16 protein-coding genes are annotated in these 21,513 nt (G+C 64.7%); 1 reads left to right on the forward strand and 15 read right to left on the reverse strand.

Translation table 11 applies throughout. The features are described from left to right. Positions 1-212 precede the first annotated feature (212 nt). Genes trpA through trpB form a run of 3 tightly spaced genes read right to left on the reverse strand, consistent with a single transcriptional unit; the run spans position 213 to position 2,900 of the window. Entirely contained in the window at positions 213-1,013 is an 801-nt protein-coding gene (trpA, locus tag AC1VXC_RS10470; RefSeq protein WP_481538589.1) for a tryptophan synthase subunit alpha, read from the reverse strand. A 1-nt stretch (position 1,014) separates the two neighbouring features. Continuing rightward, a complete protein-coding gene (locus tag AC1VXC_RS10475; protein ID WP_313173589.1) occupies positions 1,015-1,683 on the reverse strand; it encodes a hypothetical protein in 669 nt (222 codons plus the stop codon). After that, positions 1,683-2,900 (reverse strand): tryptophan synthase subunit beta, encoded by a 1,218-nt coding sequence (trpB, locus tag AC1VXC_RS10480; protein ID WP_282266633.1) that lies wholly within the window; start codon positions 2,898-2,900, stop codon positions 1,683-1,685. Before trpB ends, AC1VXC_RS10475 begins: the two co-directional genes overlap by 1 nt. A gap of 94 nt (positions 2,901-2,994) precedes the next feature. Between trpB and AC1VXC_RS10485 the strand changes: the two genes are divergently transcribed. After that, entirely contained in the window at positions 2,995-3,885 is an 891-nt protein-coding gene (locus tag AC1VXC_RS10485; RefSeq protein WP_313173588.1) for a LysR family transcriptional regulator, read from the forward strand. A 214-nt stretch (positions 3,886-4,099) separates the two neighbouring features. Here the strand turns inward: AC1VXC_RS10485 and AC1VXC_RS10490 are convergent, their stop codons facing one another. The 12 genes from AC1VXC_RS10490 to aroC all read right to left on the reverse strand — a co-directional run bounded on the left by AC1VXC_RS10490 (position 4,100) and on the right by aroC (position 21,461). Next, the gene (locus AC1VXC_RS10490; RefSeq protein ID WP_313173587.1) at positions 4,100-5,197 is read right to left on the reverse strand and encodes a toxic anion resistance protein; all 1,098 of its coding nucleotides are present in this window, start codon (positions 5,195-5,197) and stop codon (positions 4,100-4,102) included. Positions 5,198-5,260: 63 nt separating this feature from the next. Then, the gene (locus AC1VXC_RS10495) at positions 5,261-5,983 is read right to left on the reverse strand and encodes a hypothetical protein (protein WP_481538588.1); all 723 of its coding nucleotides are present in this window, start codon (positions 5,981-5,983) and stop codon (positions 5,261-5,263) included. After that, entirely contained in the window at positions 5,976-11,336 is a 5,361-nt protein-coding gene (locus AC1VXC_RS10500) for a DNA repair ATPase (RefSeq protein ID WP_481538587.1), read from the reverse strand. Before AC1VXC_RS10500 ends, AC1VXC_RS10495 begins: the two co-directional genes overlap by 8 nt. A 140-nt stretch (positions 11,337-11,476) precedes the next feature. After that, positions 11,477-13,477 carry a hypothetical protein gene (locus AC1VXC_RS10505; protein ID WP_313173584.1) on the reverse strand — a complete coding sequence of 667 codons (2,001 nt, stop codon included), beginning with the start codon at positions 13,475-13,477 and terminating at the stop codon, positions 11,477-11,479. Further along, on the reverse strand, positions 13,477-14,166 hold the full coding sequence (locus AC1VXC_RS10510; protein ID WP_481529026.1) for a hypothetical protein: 690 nt from the start codon (positions 14,164-14,166) through the stop codon (positions 13,477-13,479). Before AC1VXC_RS10510 ends, AC1VXC_RS10505 begins: the two co-directional genes overlap by 1 nt. 215 nt (positions 14,167-14,381) lie before the next feature. Further along, entirely contained in the window at positions 14,382-15,041 is a 660-nt protein-coding gene (locus tag AC1VXC_RS10515) for a phosphoribosylanthranilate isomerase (RefSeq protein WP_313173582.1), read from the reverse strand. After that, positions 15,038-15,811, reverse strand: a complete 774-nt coding sequence (truA, locus tag AC1VXC_RS10520; protein ID WP_481529029.1) for a tRNA pseudouridine(38-40) synthase TruA — start codon at positions 15,809-15,811, stop codon at positions 15,038-15,040. The genes AC1VXC_RS10515 and truA overlap by 4 nt, the downstream gene beginning before the upstream one ends. A 48-nt stretch (positions 15,812-15,859) precedes the next feature. Further along, positions 15,860-16,219 carry a VOC family protein gene (locus AC1VXC_RS10525; protein ID WP_313173581.1) on the reverse strand — a complete coding sequence of 120 codons (360 nt, stop codon included), beginning with the start codon at positions 16,217-16,219 and terminating at the stop codon, positions 15,860-15,862. Between the two features lie 12 nt (positions 16,220-16,231). After that, entirely contained in the window at positions 16,232-18,094 is a 1,863-nt protein-coding gene (locus tag AC1VXC_RS10530; protein ID WP_481538586.1) for a FimV/HubP family polar landmark protein, read from the reverse strand. A gap of 116 nt (positions 18,095-18,210) precedes the next feature. Further along, entirely contained in the window at positions 18,211-19,236 is a 1,026-nt protein-coding gene (locus tag AC1VXC_RS10535) for an aspartate-semialdehyde dehydrogenase (protein ID WP_481538585.1), read from the reverse strand. Positions 19,237-19,318: 82 nt separating this feature from the next. After that, on the reverse strand, positions 19,319-20,371 hold the full coding sequence (locus AC1VXC_RS10540) for a 2-hydroxyacid dehydrogenase (protein ID WP_481538584.1): 1,053 nt from the start codon (positions 20,369-20,371) through the stop codon (positions 19,319-19,321). After that, a complete protein-coding gene (aroC, locus tag AC1VXC_RS10545) occupies positions 20,364-21,461 on the reverse strand; it encodes a chorismate synthase (RefSeq protein WP_481538583.1) in 1,098 nt (365 codons plus the stop codon). Before aroC ends, AC1VXC_RS10540 begins: the two co-directional genes overlap by 8 nt. Positions 21,462-21,513 lie beyond the last annotated feature (52 nt).

Genomic DNA, 21,513 nt, shown 5'->3' on the forward strand with positions numbered 1-21,513 from the left:
ATGCTCGGCAAGGGGCATTACCGGGAAAGCTCCTGCCGAGCATGGCTCGGCACTACATTGCACCTTTACCCGGAAAGCCCCTGCCGAGCATGGCTCGGCACTACATTGCACCTTTACCGGGAAAGCCCCTGCCGAGCATGGCTCGGCACTACATTGCACCTTTACCGGGAAAGCCCCTGCCGAGCATGGCTCGGCACTACCGGTCACGCGGCTCAGCGATCGAGGGCTTCGCGTAGCGGCTTGAGGAACGTCGCAGCCGCAGCCTCCGGGTCCGCCGTCTCAGCCATTGCCGAGACCAGCGCACTGCCAACCACCACGCCATCAGCATCCACCGCCATCGCCGCCGCACTGGCCGCGTCCTTGATGCCGAAGCCGGCTACCACCGGTGCACTTGAACGACTACGCAACAGGCGCAGGCGCTCGCTGGCGGCCGTACTGTCCAGGCGTTCGGACGCGCCGGTCACCCCGGCAAAGCTCACGTAATACAGATAGCCCTGCGCCGTCTGGCACAGACTGTCCAGGCGCGCATCACTGCTGGTCGGCGAAGCCAGCAGAATCAAGGCCAGCCCGGCGGCCGCAAACGCGGCGCGCGGCTCATCAGCCTCTTCCGGCGGCAGATCGACCAGCAGAATGCCGTCCACGCCTGCGGCCACTGCCTCCTCGGCATAACGCGCATAGCCACGGATCTCGACCGGATTCAGATAACCCATCAACACCACCGGGGTTGTCGTGTCGGTCTGGCGGAAACGCGCCACCGTATCCAGCACGTATTGCCGCCCCGCCCCGCGTTCCAAGGCGCGTTCCGAACTGCGCTGGATGGTTGGGCCATCGGCCATCGGGTCGGAGAACGGCACACCAAGCTCGATTACGTCAGCACCAGCCTCAACCAGCGCATGCATCACCGGCACGGTCGCCTCCAGCGAGGGATCGCCGGCGGTAATAAAGGGAATCAGTGCCTTGCGGCCGGAGCTACGCAGGCGGTCGAAGCATTCATCAATTCGGGTAACAGCCATCTCAGGCACATCCTTCAATCAGTTCAACCGCATCGGGCCGGCCCCAGTAGATGGAGGTAACCAGGCCATTGAGTGTTTCCAGGCGCAGGGCCAGCTTGGCGTCCTTGTCGGTCCAGGTCAGGTAGTCGCCGTTCGGCGAGTTGTAAGCGTGCGGACTGGTGACCACACCGGCCGGCAAGCGCTGCTTGGCCTCACTGACGGTCATGCCGACCCACAAGCCATATGGCAACGCCACTGCACCGGCTGGCGGTGCGCTCACGCGCTCGCCGGGGTCATCGACAGCGTCCACCTCGAAACGGGCGATGCGATCGGCAATCACCATCATCGACATGCCTTCAGGCAGCGAGCCCTTGTCGTAATACTCGCAATCGCCTTCCATCGCTTCGCGCATGCCGGCCGAGACGAAGGCCTTGTCGCCAGGAGCCTTGCCAAACGGCGCACCGATGCGCAGCTCGCCCACCTGGCCCAGCTCGACCGGGACGCTGGCGACAGGCTTCGGCGCAGGGGCCGGCGGAGCCGGTGCAGCCGCCGGCGCCGTCGGCAGATCGGTCGCCGCTGCAGGTGCCGCCGGTTCCGGCGCCGGGGAGGACGGCGCACACGCTGCCAAGGCCGCGGCCAGACCCAGCAGCAACGGCGTGCGCAACAATGGATTGCACGGGAGGCCCGCCATCACAGCACCAGACCTTCGCGCGCGGCAATGGTGTGCACGTCCTTGTCGCCACGACCGGACAGATTGCACAGCACCAGCGCGTCCTTGGGCAATTCACGCGCCAGCTTGATCGCATGGGCGACCGCATGACTGGATTCCAGTGCCGGCAAGATGCCCTCGATGCGGGTCAAGCGATGGAAGGCAGCCAGCGCTTCCTCATCGGTGATACCCACGTACTGGGCGCGACCGGTATCGGACAGGAAGGAGTGCTCGGGGCCGACACCGGGGTAATCCAGCCCGGCGGAAATCGAATGGGTTTCGGTGATCTGGCCATCGTCATCACACAACACATAAGTGCGATTGCCGTGCAGCACGCCGGGGCGACCGGCCGAGATCGAGGCGGCGTGACGACCGGTATGGATGCCATCGCCGGCAGCTTCGGCGCCGTAGATCTTGACCTCGCGGTCGTTGAGGAAGGCATGGAACAGGCCGATCGCATTGGAGCCGCCACCGACGCAGGCGGTGATCGCATCGGGCAGACGGCCGTAGTCCTCCAGCATCTGCGCACGCGCCTCGCGGCCAACGATGGCGTTGAAGTCACGCACCATGCGCGGGTACGGGTCGGGACCGGCAACGGTGCCAATGATGTAGAAGGTGTCGCGCACATTGGTGACCCAGTCGCGCATCGCCTCGTTGAGTGCGTCCTTGAGCGTGGCCGAGCCGCTGCTGACCGGCACCACGGTGGCGCCAAGCAACTTCATCCGATAGACATTTATCTTCTGCCGCTCGATATCGGTGGCGCCCATGTACACCACGCACTCCAGGCCCAGCCGCGCGGCAACTGTGGCCGAGGCCACGCCGTGCTGGCCAGCACCGGTCTCGGCGATGATGCGGGTCTTGCCCATGCGCGCGGCCAGCAAGGCCTGGCCAATGGTGTTGTTCACCTTGTGCGCGCCGGTGTGATTCAGGTCTTCGCGCTTGAGCAGGATCTGCGCGCCGCCCACGTCCTTGCTCAGGCGCTCGGCGTGGTAGATCGGGCTGGGGCGGCCAACGTAGTGCTTCAGATCCTTGTCGTAGGCGGCAATAAAGGACGGATCGACCCGGGCCTGGTCATAGGCAGCTGCCAGTTCCTGCAGCGGCCCAACCAGGGTTTCGGCGACGAAGCTGCCACCAAAACGGCCAAAGTGCCCACGCGCATCAGGGAAGGCGTGGAAATCGGAGATCGACGGATCAGTCATGGCGTCACGGCTACAAGGAACAGGCAAGCACTCTAACGCAGGGCCGATGACATAAAAATGGATAATTCAGCCACCTCATGTTAGAAAAACTCACATGAAGACCAGTCAATCCCTGCCCTCGCTCAATGCCTTGCGTGCCTTCGAGGCCGCGGCACGGCTGCGCAGCGTCAGCCAGGCTGCCGCCGAACTGCATGTCACCCATGGCGCGGTGAGCCGGCAACTGCGGGCACTGGAGGAAGAACTGGGACTGACCCTGTTTGAACGCGACGGCCGCGGCATCCGCCCCAGCGCCGCCGGCCATCGCTTGCTGGAAGCAACCTCAGGCGCGTTCTCGCAACTGCGCGATTGCATTTCCTCGCTGCGCCGACCGCAGCGCACCGATGCCTTCGTGCTGGGCTGCCCCGGCAGCCTGCTGGCCCGCTGGATGATCCCGCGCCTGCAGGACCTGCAGCGTGATCTGCCCGGCCTGACCCTGCACCTGGCGGCACAGGATGGCGATTTCGCCCCGCGCCTGGATGGGCTGGATGCAGCGCTGATGCTCGGCCAGGCGCCCTGGCCCAACGGCTGGCAGGTACACACGCTGGCACCCGAGCGGATCGGCCCGGTGTTCAGCCCATCAATGCATGGCGCGCATGTATTGGCCCGGCAGCCTGTCGATGCCGTGCGCGAGCATGCGCTGCTGCATACGCGCTCGCGCCCCCAGGCCTGGCCAACCTGGGCTGCACGCAATGGCATTGATGCGGATGCGCTGACTTATGGGACCGGCCTGGAGCACCTGTACTACATGCTGGAAGCGGCAGTCGCCGGATTGGGCATCGCGATTGCGCCGGAGCCCCTGGTCGCCGACGATCTGGTCAACGGCCGCTTGATCGCGCCGTGGGGCTTTGTTGAGACGGAAGGCTGCTGGGCCTTGTGCACGACCGGCGAGCAGCAGGACCCGCGTGTGGCTGCACTGGCGGATTGGCTGCGCAAGCAGCTGCTTTAGGCATTTGTAGGAGCGGCGTCAGCCGTGAAGCTGGCAATGCTTGAAAGGCCTGAAAGCCTACCCCTCCCAAACCCTCCCCTTTGCTGCGCAAAAGGGAGGGAGACAAGCCTTGTCTTCGGCAAAGAGAGGGGGTGACTGCGCTGGTGCCAGCGGTGTCTGACGCATCAGCGGTTTCGCGGCTTACGCCGCTCCCACAAACAACGCCCCCCTAAATTCAGCTGCCCTGCGTCGGCTGTGCCAGCCGCTGCTGCACATCTTCGCGCAGGCGCGCCAACTCGACCTCCGCCTGTTGCCGCTGCTGCATGCCTTCGCGGTGGATGCTGCGCACCTCTTCCACGGTCGCGATCAACTGCTCGTGGACATGACGCAAGGTGGCCACATCGATCACCGCACGCTGGTTGGCCTTGGCCGTTTCCACCGAGGTCTGCCGCATCAGATCGGCGTTACGGCGCATCAGCTCATTGGTGGCATCGTCGATGGCATTGGACAGATCGACCGCGTTCTTCTGCTCGCCCAGCGACAGCTGGATGGCGAACTGGCGCTTCCACGACGGGATGGTGATGTCGCGTACGGCGTTGAATTTCTCGATCAGCTGGATCGCATTGGCCTGGATCAGGCGGATCATCGGCAGCGTCTGGTCGGCCGCATGCTGCATGACGGTCAAATCACCCACGCGTTTGTCGAGCAGGCGGATCGCATTGTCGATCTCGCCACGACGGATACGCGACTGCGGATCCTCCAGGCCAACCAGCGCGTGCAATTCGCTGTTGAGTTCGGCCAGCCGCTGTTTGCCGGCAGCGATGTGCAGGCCAAGGCTCTGCCGCTCGTCGCGAACGATGGTGTGCATGCGATCGAACTCGCCGACGCGCTGGCCCATCAGCGCCTGTTGCGCGCCGACATCACGCAGCAACTGTTCGATCTGCTGGTTGGTGTCACTGAACTTCTGTACCAGCTCGCCCTTGGAGGCACGCATGCGGTCGATCAGGCCACCGATCACCGGCACCTTGGAACGCTCGTTCAAACCGTCCAGCTTCAGCGAGCGGGCAATGCGCACCACCTCACCGAGCTTTTCGCCCGAGGCATCCAGGTCGCGGTTGCGCACATGGTCCAGCAACTGACTGGAGAAGGCCGCACTCTTGCCCGCCGCCTCGCGGCCGAATACATGCAGGTTGCCCGGACTGATGTCGTCCAGCGTGCGCACGATCTGCGCGATCTGCGGGCGGTCCGCTTCGCTCAGGCCCAAGGCGACCAGCAGGGTGCCATCAACATCGGCGGAGGGGCCGGCCGGCAGCGGCAATGTATCCTGGGTCATCAGCAGTTCTCCTTGAGCAAGTGGCGCCACGCGGCGCGCAAGCAATCATGTGCGGGAAGGTTCTCAGCGCAGTCTAGCCTGCATCGCCGTCACCTCGTCCAGAATCCGGGCCTGTGCCTGCGCAGCCTGTTCCAGTTGCGCCTGCCTGTCGGCTGCGCGCAGAGCCAGGCTTTGCTGCCGCCAAAGCGGCAACAATACGTCGCGGATACGCTGGTAGCGTTCGATCAGCTCCACCCCCTGGGCGTACAGCAAACGCAGCTGCTCGGCCTCGGTATAGCGCAGCTGGGCGAGCCCGCGCAGGTGCTGCAGACGACGCTGCAGCGCGGCCTGTGCCAGGGTGTCAACCGGCGCTGGAATCGCCTCACCGGCAGCTGCCCACTCCTCGATAGCCGCCACCGCCACCTGCATCCGGGCGACCTGCTGCAGATTTAGCTCCAGCTCCTGCAGCAACTCCTGTACGCAGCCATCGGCGCGCAGCAAGCAGACATCCAACTGCCTCGCCAGTTGCTCAGCCCGCGCCTGCGCCTCGACATCACGCCCCAGCAATCGGCCCAGCAAGCCAACGGAACGACGGATCTGGCGACCATCGGCTGCCGACATCGCCTGGCGGATATTGTCCATCTCCGCGACCAGCCGCGCTGCCGCCACGCCGGTCTGCGGCGTACCCAGCATCTGCTCGATCGCGTCCAGCAGTTCCGCGCCGTAGCTGGCCACGGCCAGCGCGTCATCGGGCTGCAGCGCTGGCTGCGGAGGCAGCGGCAACACTGGCGGCGTCACATCAGGCATCGTCCGGCGTTGCATTGCCACGACTGCCCTGCTGCCCCGGCACCACCACATTGCCGCCGTAGAAATGCCGCATCAGCGCTTCGTCCAATGCCTTCTCTTCCGGCGTGCGCGCGCGCCGCACGCGTGGTGCTGGCTTGCTGCCCGCGCCGCCGTCCTTGGACAGCCACTCCTGCAGCTGCGTGGCCAGGCCGGCCAGGACATCGCCAACCTCGCCTTGGCGCTGCTGGGCTGTCGCCAATACCTGCAACAACGGGGTCAGATCCTGCACTGGCGCAACCGGCGCCGCTGCCGCAAGCGGTGCTGCGACCACCGCTGCGGGACGCTCGGCAACCGACTGCAGCAAGGCCACGATCTGCTCCCACGGTGCCTCGACCTGCGGCGCGACCGCAGCAACCGGCGCGGGCTCATCAGCACGCAGGCCCTGCAGGCCACTGGCAATATCGGCCAACTGCGCCACCACGCGCGCACCGGTGTCGGCATCGTCGCCGCCCATCGCCTTGTCACGCATGAAGTCGCGCTTGATCTGCTCCCAGCGCGCCAGCTGGGTCGCATCCAATACCTCGCGCAGTTCACCCAGCTTGAGCAGGTTTTCCTCGGAGCCACTGGTCAGCAGCTGCGATTCGCCGAGGTAATGGTCGGTGACCAACTGCTGCAGCTCGGCAGCATTCATCACAGGCGAGATCTTCTCCGACAGCTTGTTCATGTTGCGATAGCTGCCCTGCAGGCGGAACGGCGGTTCCACGCGGTACTTGTCAGCCTGGGCGGCACTGGCGATGTACTGCTGGTTGACCCGGTACACCACCTCGCGTACCTGCATCAGCCGCTGCAGGGTGGCGACGATCTCGTTGATCTCCGCGCCACTGTAGGCGTGACTGAGCGCATTGGTCGAAACTTCTTTGCCCAAGGCCTTGTCGACCAGCAGGTACAGGTCGGCCAGGTCACGGGTCGCCATCGGCGCCAACACCTGGCTGGAGGTCAGGCTGTTCTCGATATAACTGAGCTTGAACGCCTCTTCCATACCGCCGAGTACGTCGCCGAGGTTGTAGATATCGGCACGGTTGGCCAGCATGTCCGGCACCTTGAACACTTCACCGGACTCGGTATACGGGTTGCCGGCCATCACCACGCAGAATTTCTTGCCGCGCAGGTCATAGGTCTTGGTGCGGCCCTTCCACACACCCTCGATGCGACGGGTGCCGTCACACAGGGAAATGAACTTCTGCAGGAATTCGGGATGGGTGTGCTGGATGTCGTCGACATACAGCATGGTGTTGTTGCCCATCTCCAGCGCCAGGTTGAGCTTGTGCAACTCCTGCCGCGAGGTGGCATCCGGTGCCTGCTCCGGATCCAGCGAGCGCACTTCGTGACCCAGCGCCGGACCATTGATCTTCATGAAGACCAGGCCCAGACGGTTGGCCACGTATTCCATCAGCGTGGTTTTGCCGTAGCCCGGCGGGCTGATCATCATCAGCAGGCCCATCAGGTCGCTGCGCTTGTTCTCGCCCACCGTGCCCATCTGCTTGGCGAGGTTGTCGCCGATGATGGGCAGGTAGACGTCATTGATCAGCTTGTTGCGAACGAAGGAGCTCAGCGGCCGCGCCTGGAATTCGCTCAGCCGCAGGGCATCGCGCTCGCGCGCACTGATGCGATGACGCAAGGCCTGGTAACGCTCGAATCCTGGCTGGAATTGGCGGCGATGCGACTGCCAGCGTTGCAGGAAGTCATCCACCGCCAACTGCAGATGGCCTTGGGCGATGCGCGCATGCTCACCGAGCAGGCCACCGACATCGGCAATCAAGGTCACCTCGCGCACCTGGCTGCGCAAGGCACGTTCGCCCAGCAGCATTGCGGCGGCTTCGGGCACATAGCCCACCATGGCGGCAAACTTCGGCTGGCCACACATTGCCTGCAACCACTGCAGCACCTGTGCCCATTGCAGGGCCAAGCGCGTGTTCAACCGTTGCAGGCTGCGATCAAACGCATCGGCTTGACCGGCCGCTTGCAGCTGCTCGCGCAGGCCATTGAGCAATTGCCGTGCGTAGCCGCTGAAGGAGAAGGTCGGCTCGCCGTTGCCGAGCTCGGCGAGCAGATACTCGGCGGCCAAGGCGGGCAGGCCGCTGCCGAACGGCAAGCCATGCTCTTCCTGGAAGGCCAGCAATGCCAGCGCGATCTCCGCACGCAAGGCTTCAAGTCCGTCCCGCACATTGAACAACTTGGCGATGGCGAACGCGCCGGCGGCACGCTCCACCCACTGACTGATCTCTTCACGCTTGCCCTCGCGCGCCCAGAACAGCAAGGCAAGCGCGCGTGGACCCGCTGCATGCACCAGTGAACCTGCCGCCTGGTATAGCGGCAATGACGCCTGCAGGATCAGCGTTGCATCGTGATCGTGAATGCCTTTCTCGTAGCCTTCGCGGTAGCGCGGCGCAGCGAAATCACGTACCCGCTTGGCCAATGCATCGGCCTGTGCGGCATCGCGCAGCAACAACTCGATACTGAGGCCATCGCGACCGTTGATGGCCGCATCCAGCAGCAGGCCCGCCAGATACTCGCCGCGATAGAGTACGGGTGACTCCGAATCCAGCGTCACCGGCCAATAGTCGCGCAGTTCGTCCAGTTCTGGATCGACGATGGATTCGTAGTAATCCGTGCCGGTCAGATGCACGGCCAGACCATCGCCGCGTGGCAGGATGGTCAGGTCCAGCGGCTGGGTGTTGACGCTGAAACGGTGCCGGCCCAGGCGGATGACATTGCCACCACCTTCGAACAGGTCACTGCGATCACGCAGCGCCCGCACCGCCTGGTCGCGCACACCCTTGAGGCGTGCCTCCACGTCGTCGGCCTTGACGCTGTCCTTGTAATCGCGCAGGCGATCGGCCAGCTCACGCAGCTTCAGGATCAGCGGGTCACCGGCGAAGAAAGCGTTCAGCTCATCAACGGTGGTGAAGCGCTCGGTGCGCTTGGCCAGGCCATCAAGGATGCGGTTGGCCGCGTCCAGTACCGACTGCGCCTTGCGTTGGCGCGCATCCAGCAGCGTCTGCTTGTGCGACTCGAAGGTATCGAGCAGCTCCTCGCGCTTGTTGAGGATGTCACCGAGGAACTGTTCGTGCTCGCCGAACTGGCTCTCCAGCTCCTCCAACTGCACCATCAGGCGCGACAACTGCTCATCGGCACGTTCGGGATCGGTAGCCAGTCCCAGAGCACTGGTGATGGCCTGGCTGAACAATGAGAACTGCGCGCCGAACTGGGCCACGGCTTCGGCCGAGCCCAGCGAACGACGGCGCTGGTCCGCACGTGCGCGCGCCTGGTTGAGTTTGGCGTAGATGGCAGAAATGGCTTCGACAACGCGCGTGCGCTGCGCGGCATCGTCCACCTTCAGGCTGGCCATCAGCTCGGACAACATATCCAGATCGCCCGACATCCCCTGCATCTGCGCGATCTGCTCGGACAGCTGCTTGGCGGTCTGTGCCACCTGTGCGGCCGCGTCCAGCTCCTGCAGTCGATCGGCAAACGGCTGCAGTGCCTTGTCGCTGCCGAGGAATTCACCCGCCGCTGCACCCACCCGGTCATGCGCCTCCTGCAGCGACGCATTCATTGCGTCGATGGCGGCAACGTCCACATAACGGAAGTCACGCACGGTCAGCAGGCGGCCACGCAGCTTGCCGATCTCGCCCAGCGATTCGACGAACTCGCCGATCTTCGTCCAGTTCTGCGGCTGCAACCGCCCAAGCAGCGTCTTGTGCGCGGTGGTGACCTCAGCCATCGCCTGCGCCGACTGCTTGCGGATGCTCTCGACCTTCTCATACTCGTCGAGCATCGATTCGCCGGTGGCGCTGATCTCGCGCAGCAGCGTCGCGGCACCGTCACAGTTGGCATCGTCCAGCCAATGGTGGGCGTCGAACAGACGGCGCGCGTTATGGGTCAGCAGCTCGTAGCGCGGCAACGACACCTCGCGGCTGTCGATCTCGCGACCGAGATCGAGCAGATTCGAGATGCCACGCACCAGCTCGGCATTGCCGATGCGGGCCATGAAACTGGTACCGGTCGGCGTGTGCGCAGCAAACTCATCACTGCTGAACGGGGTCTGCCATACCTGCATCGGATGGACGCGGGTAGGCTCGTCATTCTCGGCATTGAACAGGACCATGCGACCATCACGCATGAAGGCGTAGCCCAAGCCGAACACCGGATTCTGCAATATGCGCTGGATACTGTTGTAGACGAACAGCGCCGACTTGCCGGCTTCGCGCTCGTAGAAGATGTACAGCATGTCCTCGCCGTTGGGCGAACGGATCGAGCGCTTGTAACGCATGCCCTGCATCGAGGCGTCGAACGCCTTGTGCTCGCCGCTTTGCAGGTAATAGCCACCGGGAAAGATGACGCCATGGTCATCGGGCAGCTGCACGCAGGCCTGGACAATGGCGTCGTTACGCACCACCTTACCGGTCAGCGTGTTGTAGATCAGGCCACGCCAGCTATCTTCGCGGTAGGGCTGGATCTTCAGCAGGATCAGCGAACCGACCCTGGCGAAATCAATGGTCGCGTCGTCCACCGACTGGGTGCTGTCCTCGACCGGCTCGCTGTAAACGCCCTGCCCTGTCTCGGTATTATTCTCGACCTTGATGGTCAGGTCACCACCGGTGGTCTCGACGAAGATGGTGTCGAGGATGTTCAGGTGCGGAAAGCGGCCGGTGATCAACATGTCACGGCCAGCACGCACCCACTCGAAATCGAAGGGCGGCGGCAGTGCGATATCGCGCTCGCCACGTGCATCGATATAGGTCAGCTCGCCACTGGGCGCCATCGCCCAGCGGAATACACGCACGTCGGTGCTGCGCTCGCCGATCTGGAACGCGGCCAGCAACTTGCCGTCGCGCACGATCAGCTGCAACAGGCGCGCATTCTTGTAGTACGCGTAGAGCTCGCCGAAGTCATGGACGAAACCGGCCTGCGCCAGGAAACTGCTCTTCAGGTCAACCGGGGTGACGTCGTAGCCTTCGGCGCCATCGACCAGACGGTAGAGCCCGAACACATCCTCGATGCGGGTCTGGGTCTTCAAGCCGATGAAGACGTTGTAGCCGAACAGCAGCAGGTCATCGCCGACCTGCACCACATCGCGGCCAACGCAGTTGTTCTCGCTGCGGATGCGGAAACGTCCGATTACTTCCATCCGGCTGTCGCCGAACTCCTGCAGCCGGCGCTGGTTCAGCGCGTCCACCACCTGCCGCAGACGTGCGCCCTGATCGCTCAGGCGTTTGCGCAGCACCTCATAGGCACCGCCCTGCGCCACCGCCTGGTCGGCGATGGAGCCGCCTTCCGACGTGTTGGCGGCGTCCAGATTTGTATCGGCCATCGATTGTTCCCTGCTCTGACATCGGCAGATTCCGCCCTCGGGACGGAATCCCTGACGCCCTCATCCTCGTGTGCCACCAGCTTCAGCCAGGCGGCGCATCAACGCCCCACGCGGTACAACCGCGCGGGGCATGGCTTCACTCAGCCTGCGTCCGAATTCGCTGCAGACGTATCGCCGATACGGCGCGCCGGCAAGCCGCGCGCGGACATGTCCACACCCAGGTAGCGCTGCATCAGGTCCTGCACGATCGGGCTCTTGTCGGTCAGGCCTTCAATCGACTTGCCCAGCGACACCGCCTTGACCAGGTTCTCGAACATGCCACCGTCGCCGCCGACCATGTCGATCTTGGCGTTGCGCAGCGCGCTGGCGATGACCTCGGCATTTTCCTTGGTCACTTCCTTGCCGGCATCGATCGCCGCCAAGGCCTGGCGCAGGCCGGTCTCCAGGGTCATGCGGAACTCTTCGTGGCCGCGCGCGGTATCGCCCAGCGAATCGATGGCCTGGAACTTGCGGGTCAAACCGTCGGCTTCGGCGAACAGCTTCTTCTCGATGACCGTGGCTTCGGCCACGCCCAGCGTTTCGGTTGCCGTTGCCTTGGCACGGCCCATCTGCTCTTCGCCCTGCGCACGCGCGGCCAGTTGCTCGGCCAGCACCTTGGCTTCGGCCGTACCCTGCTTCAGGTTGGCATCGGCCATCGCATCGACCACGCGAGCTTCGGCAATACCGACCTTCTCGATGGCCAGCGCGCTGGCTTCCTTGACCTGGGCATCGGCCAGACCCGGTGCGGCACGCTCGGCGCGCACGCCATCGGCCAGTGCCTTCTTGGCTTCGGCCTGCTTGCCGGCGGCATCGAACTCGGCCTGTGCCAGCGTGGTGATCTCCACCGCGCGGTGCTTGGCCGCGGCTTCGCTGGCCTCGGCTTCCTTGACCTGCTTGAGCATGGCTTCCTGCGCCTGCGCCTCGGCTTCGAGGATGGCGACCTGCTTCAGGCGATCCGCCTCGGATACCTGGCGTACTTCCTTGATGCGCTCTTCTTCCTGCGCCACGGTCTTGTCGATGGAGATGCGTTCACGGGTGATGTTGGCCACGTCCATCTTGCCTTGCTCGACCACCTTGTCGCGCTCCACGCCTTGCAGCTGCACTTCGCGATCGGTGGTGACCTGCTCCAGCTGGCGGGCACGTGCGACGCGCTCGACTTCGATGGCGACGGCGCGCTGGCGGTTCTGCTCAGCCACTTCCACTTCGCGCAGGCGGTTCTGGTCGCGGATGTCGATCAGCTGCTGCGCTTCGATACGCGCATTCTCGGACAGCTGGCGCTGTTCTTCCTGCACCTTCAGGGTCTCGGCTTCCTCGCGGGCGCGGATGGTTTCCACCTCGCGGCGCTGGCGTGCCTCGGCCTCGGCCTGCTGGCGTTCGAGGGCCAGCGTGGCTTCCTTGGCCTCTACATTCTTCTTGGTGATCGCCAGGCGCTCGTTCTGCGCCAGTTCGTTGGTGATCACGTTCTGCGCAGCCGTCAGTTCAGTGATCTTGCGAATGCCTTCGGCGTCGAGGATGTTGCTCGGGTCGAGCAGCGACTTGGGCGTCTGCTCCAGGTAGTCGATGGCCACGTCTTCCAGCGCGTAACCGTTCAAGTCATTGCCGATCACCGCAATGATCTCGTCGCGGAACTCCTGACGCTTCTCGAACAGCTGGGTGAAGTCGAACTTCTTGCCCACGGTCTTCAGGGCTTCGGAGAACTTGGCGTTGAACAAGTCGTCGACCGCGTTCTTGTCCGAGGCGCGGTCAGCGCCGATGGCCTTGGCGACGCGCAGCACGTCGGCCTGGGTTTCATTGACGCGCAGATAGAACGCCACGGTGATGTCGGCACGCATGTTGTCGCGGCAGATCAGGCCTTCCTTGCCACGACGATCAACCTGCAGGGTGATCAGGCTGATCTTCATGTGCTCGGCGCGGTACAGCACCGGAATGATCAAGGCGCCGGTGAAGTGCACCTTCGGCTGCGAGCTCATGTCGTTGACGATCAGCGCGGTGCCCTGGTCAACCTTCTTGTAGAAGGCTTTGAACAAGCCCGCCAAACCAAGGAAAAACACCAGCAGGGCAGCAACCCCGATAATGAAAGGGGCCAGCGCAGCAGTACTCATCAGTGGATCTCCTTGTCGCCTGATACATCAGAAGGGAAAACGTCCAAGCCTGGCAGGTCGGTATCGGCGACCACCAGGTAGTGATTCTTGTCGGGCAGGTATTCCACCAGCCTTACACGTTGGCCACGCGGCAAACGGCCGCCATCGCGTACACGCACATGCAGGATCAGACCGGCGCCGCCGTCGTCCATGCTGGCATAGCCCTGCGTGGCGGTGACTTCCGGTGAGGTCACCTGGGCAAGCCGGCCGAGGATGGACTCCTGGGCAACCGGGCGAAGCTTGAGCAACAGTCGGCGTATTGGCCGCAGCACCCAGGCCGATACCACCGCACCGGGAACCAGCGCAGCAATGGCCACCACCGTGCCGATGCCCCAGCGCAACGGCGCCGGCAATGACTGCAGGAAGAAGAGTTGAACCAGATAGGTGATGGTCCAGCCGAAAAAGGCCAGCAGCAACACCACCAGCATGGTCGGTGCACCACCGAGGCCGAGCCGCGCGAACATCGCGGCAATGCCGGTCGCGCCATGTTCGCCGCCATGGGAATGAAAGTCGGCACCGTCACCGCTGCCGATTCCGCCGTCATCGACGATACCGGTCGCTGCCAGCAGCCAGTAGATGACCGCAAACGACAACACGACGCTGTACGGCAACGTCGGGTAAGACAGCGCTACTTCCAGAAACTCCACCATGCACACTTTCCTTGTGGCGCCCAGCTGCCTTGCGAGACCTGTCCCGGCATCGAAGCCGCAACAGCTACCGCCCCTCCCCGCAGGCATCCGTGCTTGTCGCCGAGATCGCCATCATAAGGGAATCAGCGCGAACATGGCCCGCAGCCGTGTCCCAAAGAGTGCGACATATCGCGGTACTGCCGCGTGAAACACGCCTGCGTATTCAGCAGATATCTTCAGTCCTGCTCGACATGCAGGTCGGCACGGCGCACTTCCTCGACGAACTGCCGCATCCTGTAGCCGTCCTTGATCCCCGGCGACACCTCGATGCCGCTGGACACATCCACACCCCAGGGCTGGGTGGCGAGAATGGCGTCATGCACGTTTTCCGGGCGTATGCCCCCGGCCAGCAGGTACGGCCGATGCACACCCGGTGGAATCTGCGACCAGTCGAATGCCACCCCGGTGCCACCGCTGCCACCCGCCACATGGCTGTCAAACAGAAAACCCGCTGCATGCGGGTACATCTGGTGCAGGCCACGCGCGGTGACCTCGCTGCGCCCCCCCATGGCGATCGCCTTCAGGTAAGGCATGTTGAAACTGCGGCAGAAGGCATCGTCTTCGTCGCCATGGAACTGCAGCAGGGTCGGCCGCACCGCACGCAGCACCTCGCGGATCTCCTCGCGGTTGTTGTGCTGGAACAGGGCGACCACTTCCACCATCGGCGCAATTGCCTGGCGCATAGCGCGCGCCTCCGAGGGTGCAACCCGGCGTGCGCTGCCCTTGGCGAAAATGAAACCGATGGCGTCCACGCCCAGTTCACTGGCCAGGCGGATGTCCCCAGCGCGGGTCATGCCGCAGAATTTGATGCGGGTGCGAAACAGCGTACGGCTCACAGGGTCACCTCGTCCGGCAGTTTCCAGTGCTCAGGATACAGCGGCCCGACGAATACCAGGCCTTGCGGCGGCGCGGTTGGACCGGCCAGGTTGCGATCGCGCCCTGCCAGCAACTCACCGATCCATTTTTCCGGCTTTTCGCCCGACCCTACCATCAGCAGCGAGCCAACGATGTTGCGCACCATGTGGTGCAGGAAGGCATTGGCCTGGATTTCGACCTCCACCACTTCACCCTGGCGGTGCACGGCTATCGACTGCAATTCGCGACGTGCATGCAGGGCCTGGCACTGGGCACTGCGGAACGCGCCAAAATCGTTTTCGCCGAGCAGGGCCTGCGCCGCGCGATGCATGGCATCAGCGTCTAGCGGGCGTCGATCCCAGCTCAGGATCTGCCGGTACAGGGCCGGCCGCACCTGTCGGTTGAGGATGCGATAGCGGTAACGCCGCGCCTTGGCCGAGAAGCGCGCATGGAAATCATCCACCACCGGCACACACCAGCGTACGCACACCGACGGTGGCAGTCGGGTGGTGGTACCCAGCACCCAGCCACGCGGGGCGCGCTCGACGTCGCTGTCGAAATGCACCACCTGGCATTCACCGTGCACGCCAGCGTCGGTACGCCCGGCGCAGACCACACTGATCGGTGCATTGGCGACCGAGGACAAGGCCTCCTGCAAGGTAGCCTGCACACTTGCACAGCCGCTCTCACCGAGCTGTTGCCAGCCCTTGAACTCGCTGCCGTCGTACTCCACGCCCAGCGCATAGCGCATCATTGAACCTCTGATAATCCTGTTGGAGCCGCGCGATCCAGGCGCGACTCAGTCGCTGTCGCGCTCGGACCACACCGCAAGCTCGTTGCCGCCCGGCTCGGTGAACTGGAACCGGCGACCGCCCGGGAACGAGAAGATGGGCTTGACCACGTCGCCCCCCTGCGCAGTCACCGCCGCCAGCATCGGGCCGAGCTGGGCAGCGTACAGCACCACCAATGGAGCGCCCGCGCTGGCGGTCAACGGCGTGCCGCGGAAGAAGCCACCCTGCAGCTCGCCATCATCAAAGGCGGTGTAATCGGGCCCGTAGTCTTCGAACTTCCAGCCAAACACCTGCTCGAAAAAGCCGCGGCTGGCCGCCGGGTCGCGCGACGCAAATTCCACATAGTCAATCCGGCGTTCGCGCTTCATCTGGAGTCTCCGTCAAACCATGCGGGCCAGCAGTTCCAGCGCTTCGTTGCGCGCCTGCGGGTCAGTACTGGTCGCCACTTCCGTGAGCAGCGTCCGGGCGGTTTCGGCATCCCCCAGATCCAGATAGGCGATGGCAAGTTCCAGGCGCTCACGACCGGCAGGTGCCGGATTCAACGGCGCGATCGCTGCCACGTCGCCTGCCAGCCAACTGGCTTCATCGGCGGCTGCGGGCTCAGGCTGCGCGGGCACCGGCTCGGCGACGACATCGAACTGACGCGAGGCTTCAAACAGCAGCACCGGCTTGTGCGGGACCTGCGGCGCTGCGCTCGGCAACACCGGTTCCACGCGAGCGGTGGGACTGGATTTCAGCCACGCCGGCATGGGCTCTTCATAAGCCTCCGGCGAAGCTGGCTGCGCGGCCGGCGGCGTCTGCACATCCGTGTCCTCCATCGCATCGAATACAGCATCAGAGGCCTGCGGATCCAGCGGTGCCGGCACAGCTGCGGCGGCGCCCATCACCGGTAGTGCAGCAGCCAGGCGGTCACCGGCGACGTCATCACGCGGCGGCGCTACCGGCAGCGGCTTGCGCCGCCGTCCCAGTGCCCAGCCAAGCGCACCGAGCAACAACAGCACCAGTCCGAGCCAAGCCCAGCCGAACGAACCTGCGCCGTCGCGCTTGGCCGCCTCACCCAGCTTCTGCTGCGCAGCCGCCAGGTCCGAATCCTTCATCGCAATCAAGGTCTGCTGCTGCTTCTGCAGTTTCTCCAGCTCGCCGACGCGATCACGCAGTTCCTGCAGTTCCGCGTCACGCGTTGCCAGCTCTTCCTTGGCTTGCTGCAGCTGTTCGTTGGCCAACATGTCACCCTCACCACCGGCATCAAGACCGGTCGTCATTCCTGCTGTCTGTTGCGCACCGGCCACCGCCGGGGCGATTTCCAGGCGCGCCCCCGTGGGCAGCGCACCCGACGCTGCGGTTGCAGCGGCCTTGGCCGGTGCCTGCGCCGCATCGGCGACTGCCGGCTGCGGGATCGGCGCCCGCGCCTGCCGCCACTGCGCCGCCTGGTCACGAACGATGGCACGCGCCTCGGAAGCATCCACCCGCGCCAGCTCTTCCTGTGCCGGGGTACGCAACACCGCACCCTGCTTGAGCAGGTTGATGTTGCCGCGAATGAAGGCTTCCGGATTGGCGCGCATCAGCGCGACCATGGTCTGGTTCAAGGAGACGCCGCTCTCGCGCGACAACTCGCGGGCGATCTGCGACAGGGTCTGACCGTGCTGCACCGGGGCCAGCTGGCCTTCGCTGGTCGTGATCGCGGCCGGTACGGAGCGCGCTGGTGGTGCAGCGACAACCGCCGGGGTCGGCGCAGGCGTGGCTGGCGCCGGCGCAGGCAGCATGGGCAGCGGCTCTGGTTCGCGTACGATCAGGTTGGACTGTGCCGCTGCCGGCGCTTCGATCACCGGTTCGGCCACCGCGGTTGCAGCCTCGGGTGCCGCCACCAGCGCGGAGTACTCGCGCACCAGGCGGCCTTGCCCCCAATCAACCTCGATCAGGAAGCCCACTGCCGCCACTTCGACCGGCGCGGCACTGGTGACACGGATCACCGCGCGGCCATCGCGGTCCTGCGCAAACTGGAATTGCAATTCCCCTACCAGGCCGGTCGGCGCGGCCAGACCCACGCGCTCGAAGGTTGCCGCAGAGGCCAGCCCGGCCTTGGCATTGTCCAGCTCGCCCGGATCACTGGTGATGACCGGAATTTCCGCCAGCAAGGGCTGGCCCGGCTTGGACAGGACCCGGATGTTGCCCAGCCCCAATGCCATCGCAGCGCTACTGAACAGCGCCAGGCCGAGCACCAGCACACCTTGTAATGGGCGCATCGCGCCCCTGCCCCATAGTTTCATGGCGGCCAATATAACGGCTGGCCCGGCTTTCGAATACCGCTGTACCGCCCGGATGCGACGACGCCGGCATCAAGCCGGCGTCGTTGCGTGCCTCAGCCGCCGTTGGCGACCAGTTCGGCGACCTGCACCGCGTTCAACGCGGCACCCTTGCGGATGTTGTCGGCCACCACCCACATGTTCAGCCCGCGCGGGTGCGAGATGTCCTCGCGGATGCGGCCGACATAGACCGGATCGGTGCCCGAGGCGTGGGTCACCGGGGTCGGATAGCCGCCTGCCTTGCGCTCGTCCACCACCTTCACGCCCGGCGCGGCTGCCAGCAGTTCACGGGCCTGCTCGGTGCTGATCTTCTTCTTCGTCTCGATGTTGACAGCCTCGGAGTGGCCGTAGAACACCGGCACGCGCACCGCGGTGGGGTTCACCAGGATGCTGTCGTCGCCGAGGATCTTGCGGGTTTCCCAGACCAGCTTCATTTCTTCCTTGGTGAAGCCGTTGTCCAGGAACTCATCGATATGCGGGATCAGGTTGAAAGCGATCTGCATCGGGAACTTCTTCGGCTCGATCTCCTGGAAGCCCAGCAGCTGCGAGGTCTGCTTGCCCAGCTCTTCCATGCCGGTCTGGCCTGCGCCGGACACCGACTGGTAGGTGGCGATGTTGATGCGCTCGATGCCGTACTCACGGTGGATCGGCGCCAGCACCGGCATCAGCTGCATGGTCGAGCAGTTCGGGTTGGCGATGATGCCGCGCGGACGGTTCCTGGCTGCCTCCGGGTTGACCTCGGACACCACCAGCGGCACGTCGTCGTCGTAACGGAAGGTGGAGGAGTTGTCGATCACCACCGCACCGGCGGCGGCGAACTTCGGCGCGAACTCCTTGGAAATGCCGCCGCCGGCGGAGAACAGCGCGATCTCCACGCCTGCCGGATCAAACGTGGCCAGGTCTTGGATGGTGATCTTGTCGCCTTCAAAGTCGACCTGCTGGCCGGCCGAACGCTCGGAGGCAAGCAGGGTCAGCTTGCTGATCGGGAACTTGCGCTCGGCCAGGATGGCCAGCATGGTCTGGCCGACAGCGCCGGTGGCGCCAACAACGGCTACGTGGAAACGACGGACTTCATTGCTCATGGGGATACTCGAAAGATAGGAGGGGGTAGACACACATCGAGCCAGGTTCGGGGAACCTCCAGCGCACGGCCACGGAGGCTCCCTATCGTTTTTTGTCGTCGATTTTTTTGCCGGCCACGCACAGGCGCGCGGTGCCGCTGGTCAGCAGTTCGGCATTGAGGGCATTGGCCGGCTGGCCGGCATCGGCACCGATGCCCAGACCGGCCAGCAGGTTGTCGACCGCCAACTGCACCATCGCCCGGCGTGTTGCCAGCGAGGCGCTGCCGATATGCGGGGTCAGCACGATATTGCGCAGCGCCAACAGCTCCGGGCGCACATCGGGTTCATTCTCGTATACGTCCAGCGCCGCCGACGCCAATCGGCCATTGGCCAGCGCGTCGGCCAGCGCCAACTCATCGACGATACCGCCACGGGCGATGTTCACCAGCGTCGCGCTGGGCTTCATCCTGGCCAGTGCGGCGGCATTGATGAGGTGATGGTTCTGCGCGGTATACGGCAGCACCAGCACCAGGTGATCGACGCTGGCAAGCAGCGTATCGAAATCGACGTAGCGGGCACCGACCGCCTGCTCCTGTTCGGCCGGCAACTGCGAACGGTTGTGGTACAGCACCTTCATGCCGAAGCCGTGGTGACCACGGCGGGCAATGGCCTGGCCGATCCGGCCCATGCCCAGGATGCCCAGCGTGCTGCCGTGCAGGTCGGCGCCGAGCATGGTGGTGAACGACCACTGCCCCCATTGACCCTCGCGCAGCCAGCGGTCGGACTCGACGATGCGGCGCGCCGCTGCCATCAGCAGCGAAAAACCAAGATCGGCGGTGGTTTCGGTGAGGACGTCGGGGGTATTGCTGGCAACGATGCCGGCCGCGCTCAGCGCGGCAACATCCAGGTTGTTATGGCCAACGCCGACATTGGCGATCATCTTCAACGCTGGCGCATTGGCAACTTCCGCCGCACCGATGCGGTCGTTGAGGGTGACCAGGGCGCCGTCGACCTCGGCCAAGCGGGCCGCGATTTCAGCGGCGCTGTGGGCACTCACCTGCGCGGTGGCAACCACGTCGCAGTACGCCGCCAGCTGCGCGACGGTATCGTCGAACAGGGGCTGCGATACCCAGACGCGGGGCCGCCGATCAGCCATCGAGCTGACCGGGAATACGCGGGCTCATGTCACCGACATCGCCGCACTGGGCACGATGGCGCATGGCCTGGTCCATCAACACCAGTGCCAGCATCGCCTCGGCGATGGGGGTGGCACGGATGCCGACGCAGGGATCGTGGCGACCGGTGGTGATGACCTCGACCGCGTTGCCGGCCGTATCCACCGTGGCACCTGGCAGGCGCAGGCTGGAGGTCGGCTTGAGCACCATGGCCGCGACAATCTGCTGGCCGGTGGAAATACCCCCGAGGATGCCGCCGGCATGGTTGGACTGGAAACCCTGCGGGGTGATCAGGTCGCGGTGTTCGGTGCCCTTCTGCGCGGCGCTGGCAAAGCCGTCGCCAATCTCCACACCCTTGACCGCATTGATGCTCATCAGTGCCGCAGCGATATCGCCATCGAGCTTGCCGTAGATCGGCTCGCCCCAGCCCGGCGGCACGCCGTCGGCAACCACGGTGACGCGCGCACCGACCGAATCACCGGACTTGCGCAGCGCATCCATATAGGCCTCCAGCGCCGGCACCTGGTTGGCGTCGGGCCAGAAGAAGGGATTGTCTTCGACCGCACTCCAGTCAAAACCGGCCGGGGTGATCTCGCCCAGCTGCGACAGATAGCCGCGCACGCTGACGCCATGACGCTGCAGCAGCCACTTCTTGGCGATGACGCCAGCGGCCACGCGCATGGTGGTTTCGCGCGCCGAGGAGCGGCCACCGCCACGCGGGTCACGGATGCCGTACTTCTGCCAGTAGCTGTAGTCGGCATGGCCCGGGCGGAACTGCTGGGCGATGTTGCTGTAGTCCTTGCTGCGCTGGTCGGTGTTGCGGATCAGCAGGGCGATCGGCGTACCGGTGGTGCGGCCTTCATAGACGCCGGACAGGATCTCGACCTCGTCGGCCTCACGGCGTGCCGAGGTATGGCGGCTCTTGCCGGTGGCCCGGCGCTGCAGATCGTGGGCGAATTCCTCGGGCGTGATCTCCAGACCCGGGGGACACCCATCGATCACGCAACCGATCGCCGGCCCGTGGGATTCACCGAAGGTGGTAACGCGGAGGAGTTGTCCGAAGGTATTCAATGCCGTTGTGCTCTTGCGGTTGCTCTTGCGGTTGCCTTGATGCCGTCATTCC

The sequence above is a fragment of the Stenotrophomonas sp. STEN033 genome (assembly GCF_056856655.1).

Coding starts and splice junctions, on each gene's coding strand:
- trpA (WP_481538589.1), bottom strand. CDS start 1,013: ATGGCTGTTACCCGAATTGATGAATGCTTCGACCGCCTGCGTAGCTCC.
- AC1VXC_RS10475 (WP_313173589.1), bottom strand. CDS start 1,683: ATGGCGGGCCTCCCGTGCAATCCATTGTTGCGCACGCCGTTGCTGCTG.
- trpB (WP_282266633.1), bottom strand. CDS start 2,900: ATGACTGATCCGTCGATCTCCGATTTCCACGCCTTCCCTGATGCGCGT.
- AC1VXC_RS10485 (WP_313173588.1), top strand. CDS start 2,995: ATGAAGACCAGTCAATCCCTGCCCTCGCTCAATGCCTTGCGTGCCTTC.
- AC1VXC_RS10490 (WP_313173587.1), bottom strand. CDS start 5,197: ATGACCCAGGATACATTGCCGCTGCCGGCCGGCCCCTCCGCCGATGTT.
- AC1VXC_RS10495 (WP_481538588.1), bottom strand. CDS start 5,983: ATGCCTGATGTGACGCCGCCAGTGTTGCCGCTGCCTCCGCAGCCAGCG.
- AC1VXC_RS10500 (WP_481538587.1), bottom strand. CDS start 11,336: ATGGCCGATACAAATCTGGACGCCGCCAACACGTCGGAAGGCGGCTCC.
- AC1VXC_RS10505 (WP_313173584.1), bottom strand. CDS start 13,477: ATGAGTACTGCTGCGCTGGCCCCTTTCATTATCGGGGTTGCTGCCCTG.
- AC1VXC_RS10510 (WP_481529026.1), bottom strand. CDS start 14,166: ATGGTGGAGTTTCTGGAAGTAGCGCTGTCTTACCCGACGTTGCCGTAC.
- truA (WP_481529029.1), bottom strand. CDS start 15,811: ATGCGCTATGCGCTGGGCGTGGAGTACGACGGCAGCGAGTTCAAGGGC.
- AC1VXC_RS10525 (WP_313173581.1), bottom strand. CDS start 16,219: ATGAAGCGCGAACGCCGGATTGACTATGTGGAATTTGCGTCGCGCGAC.
- AC1VXC_RS10530 (WP_481538586.1), bottom strand. CDS start 18,094: ATGCGCCCATTACAAGGTGTGCTGGTGCTCGGCCTGGCGCTGTTCAGT.
- AC1VXC_RS10535 (WP_481538585.1), bottom strand. CDS start 19,236: ATGAGCAATGAAGTCCGTCGTTTCCACGTAGCCGTTGTTGGCGCCACC.
- AC1VXC_RS10540 (WP_481538584.1), bottom strand. CDS start 20,371: ATGGCTGATCGGCGGCCCCGCGTCTGGGTATCGCAGCCCCTGTTCGAC.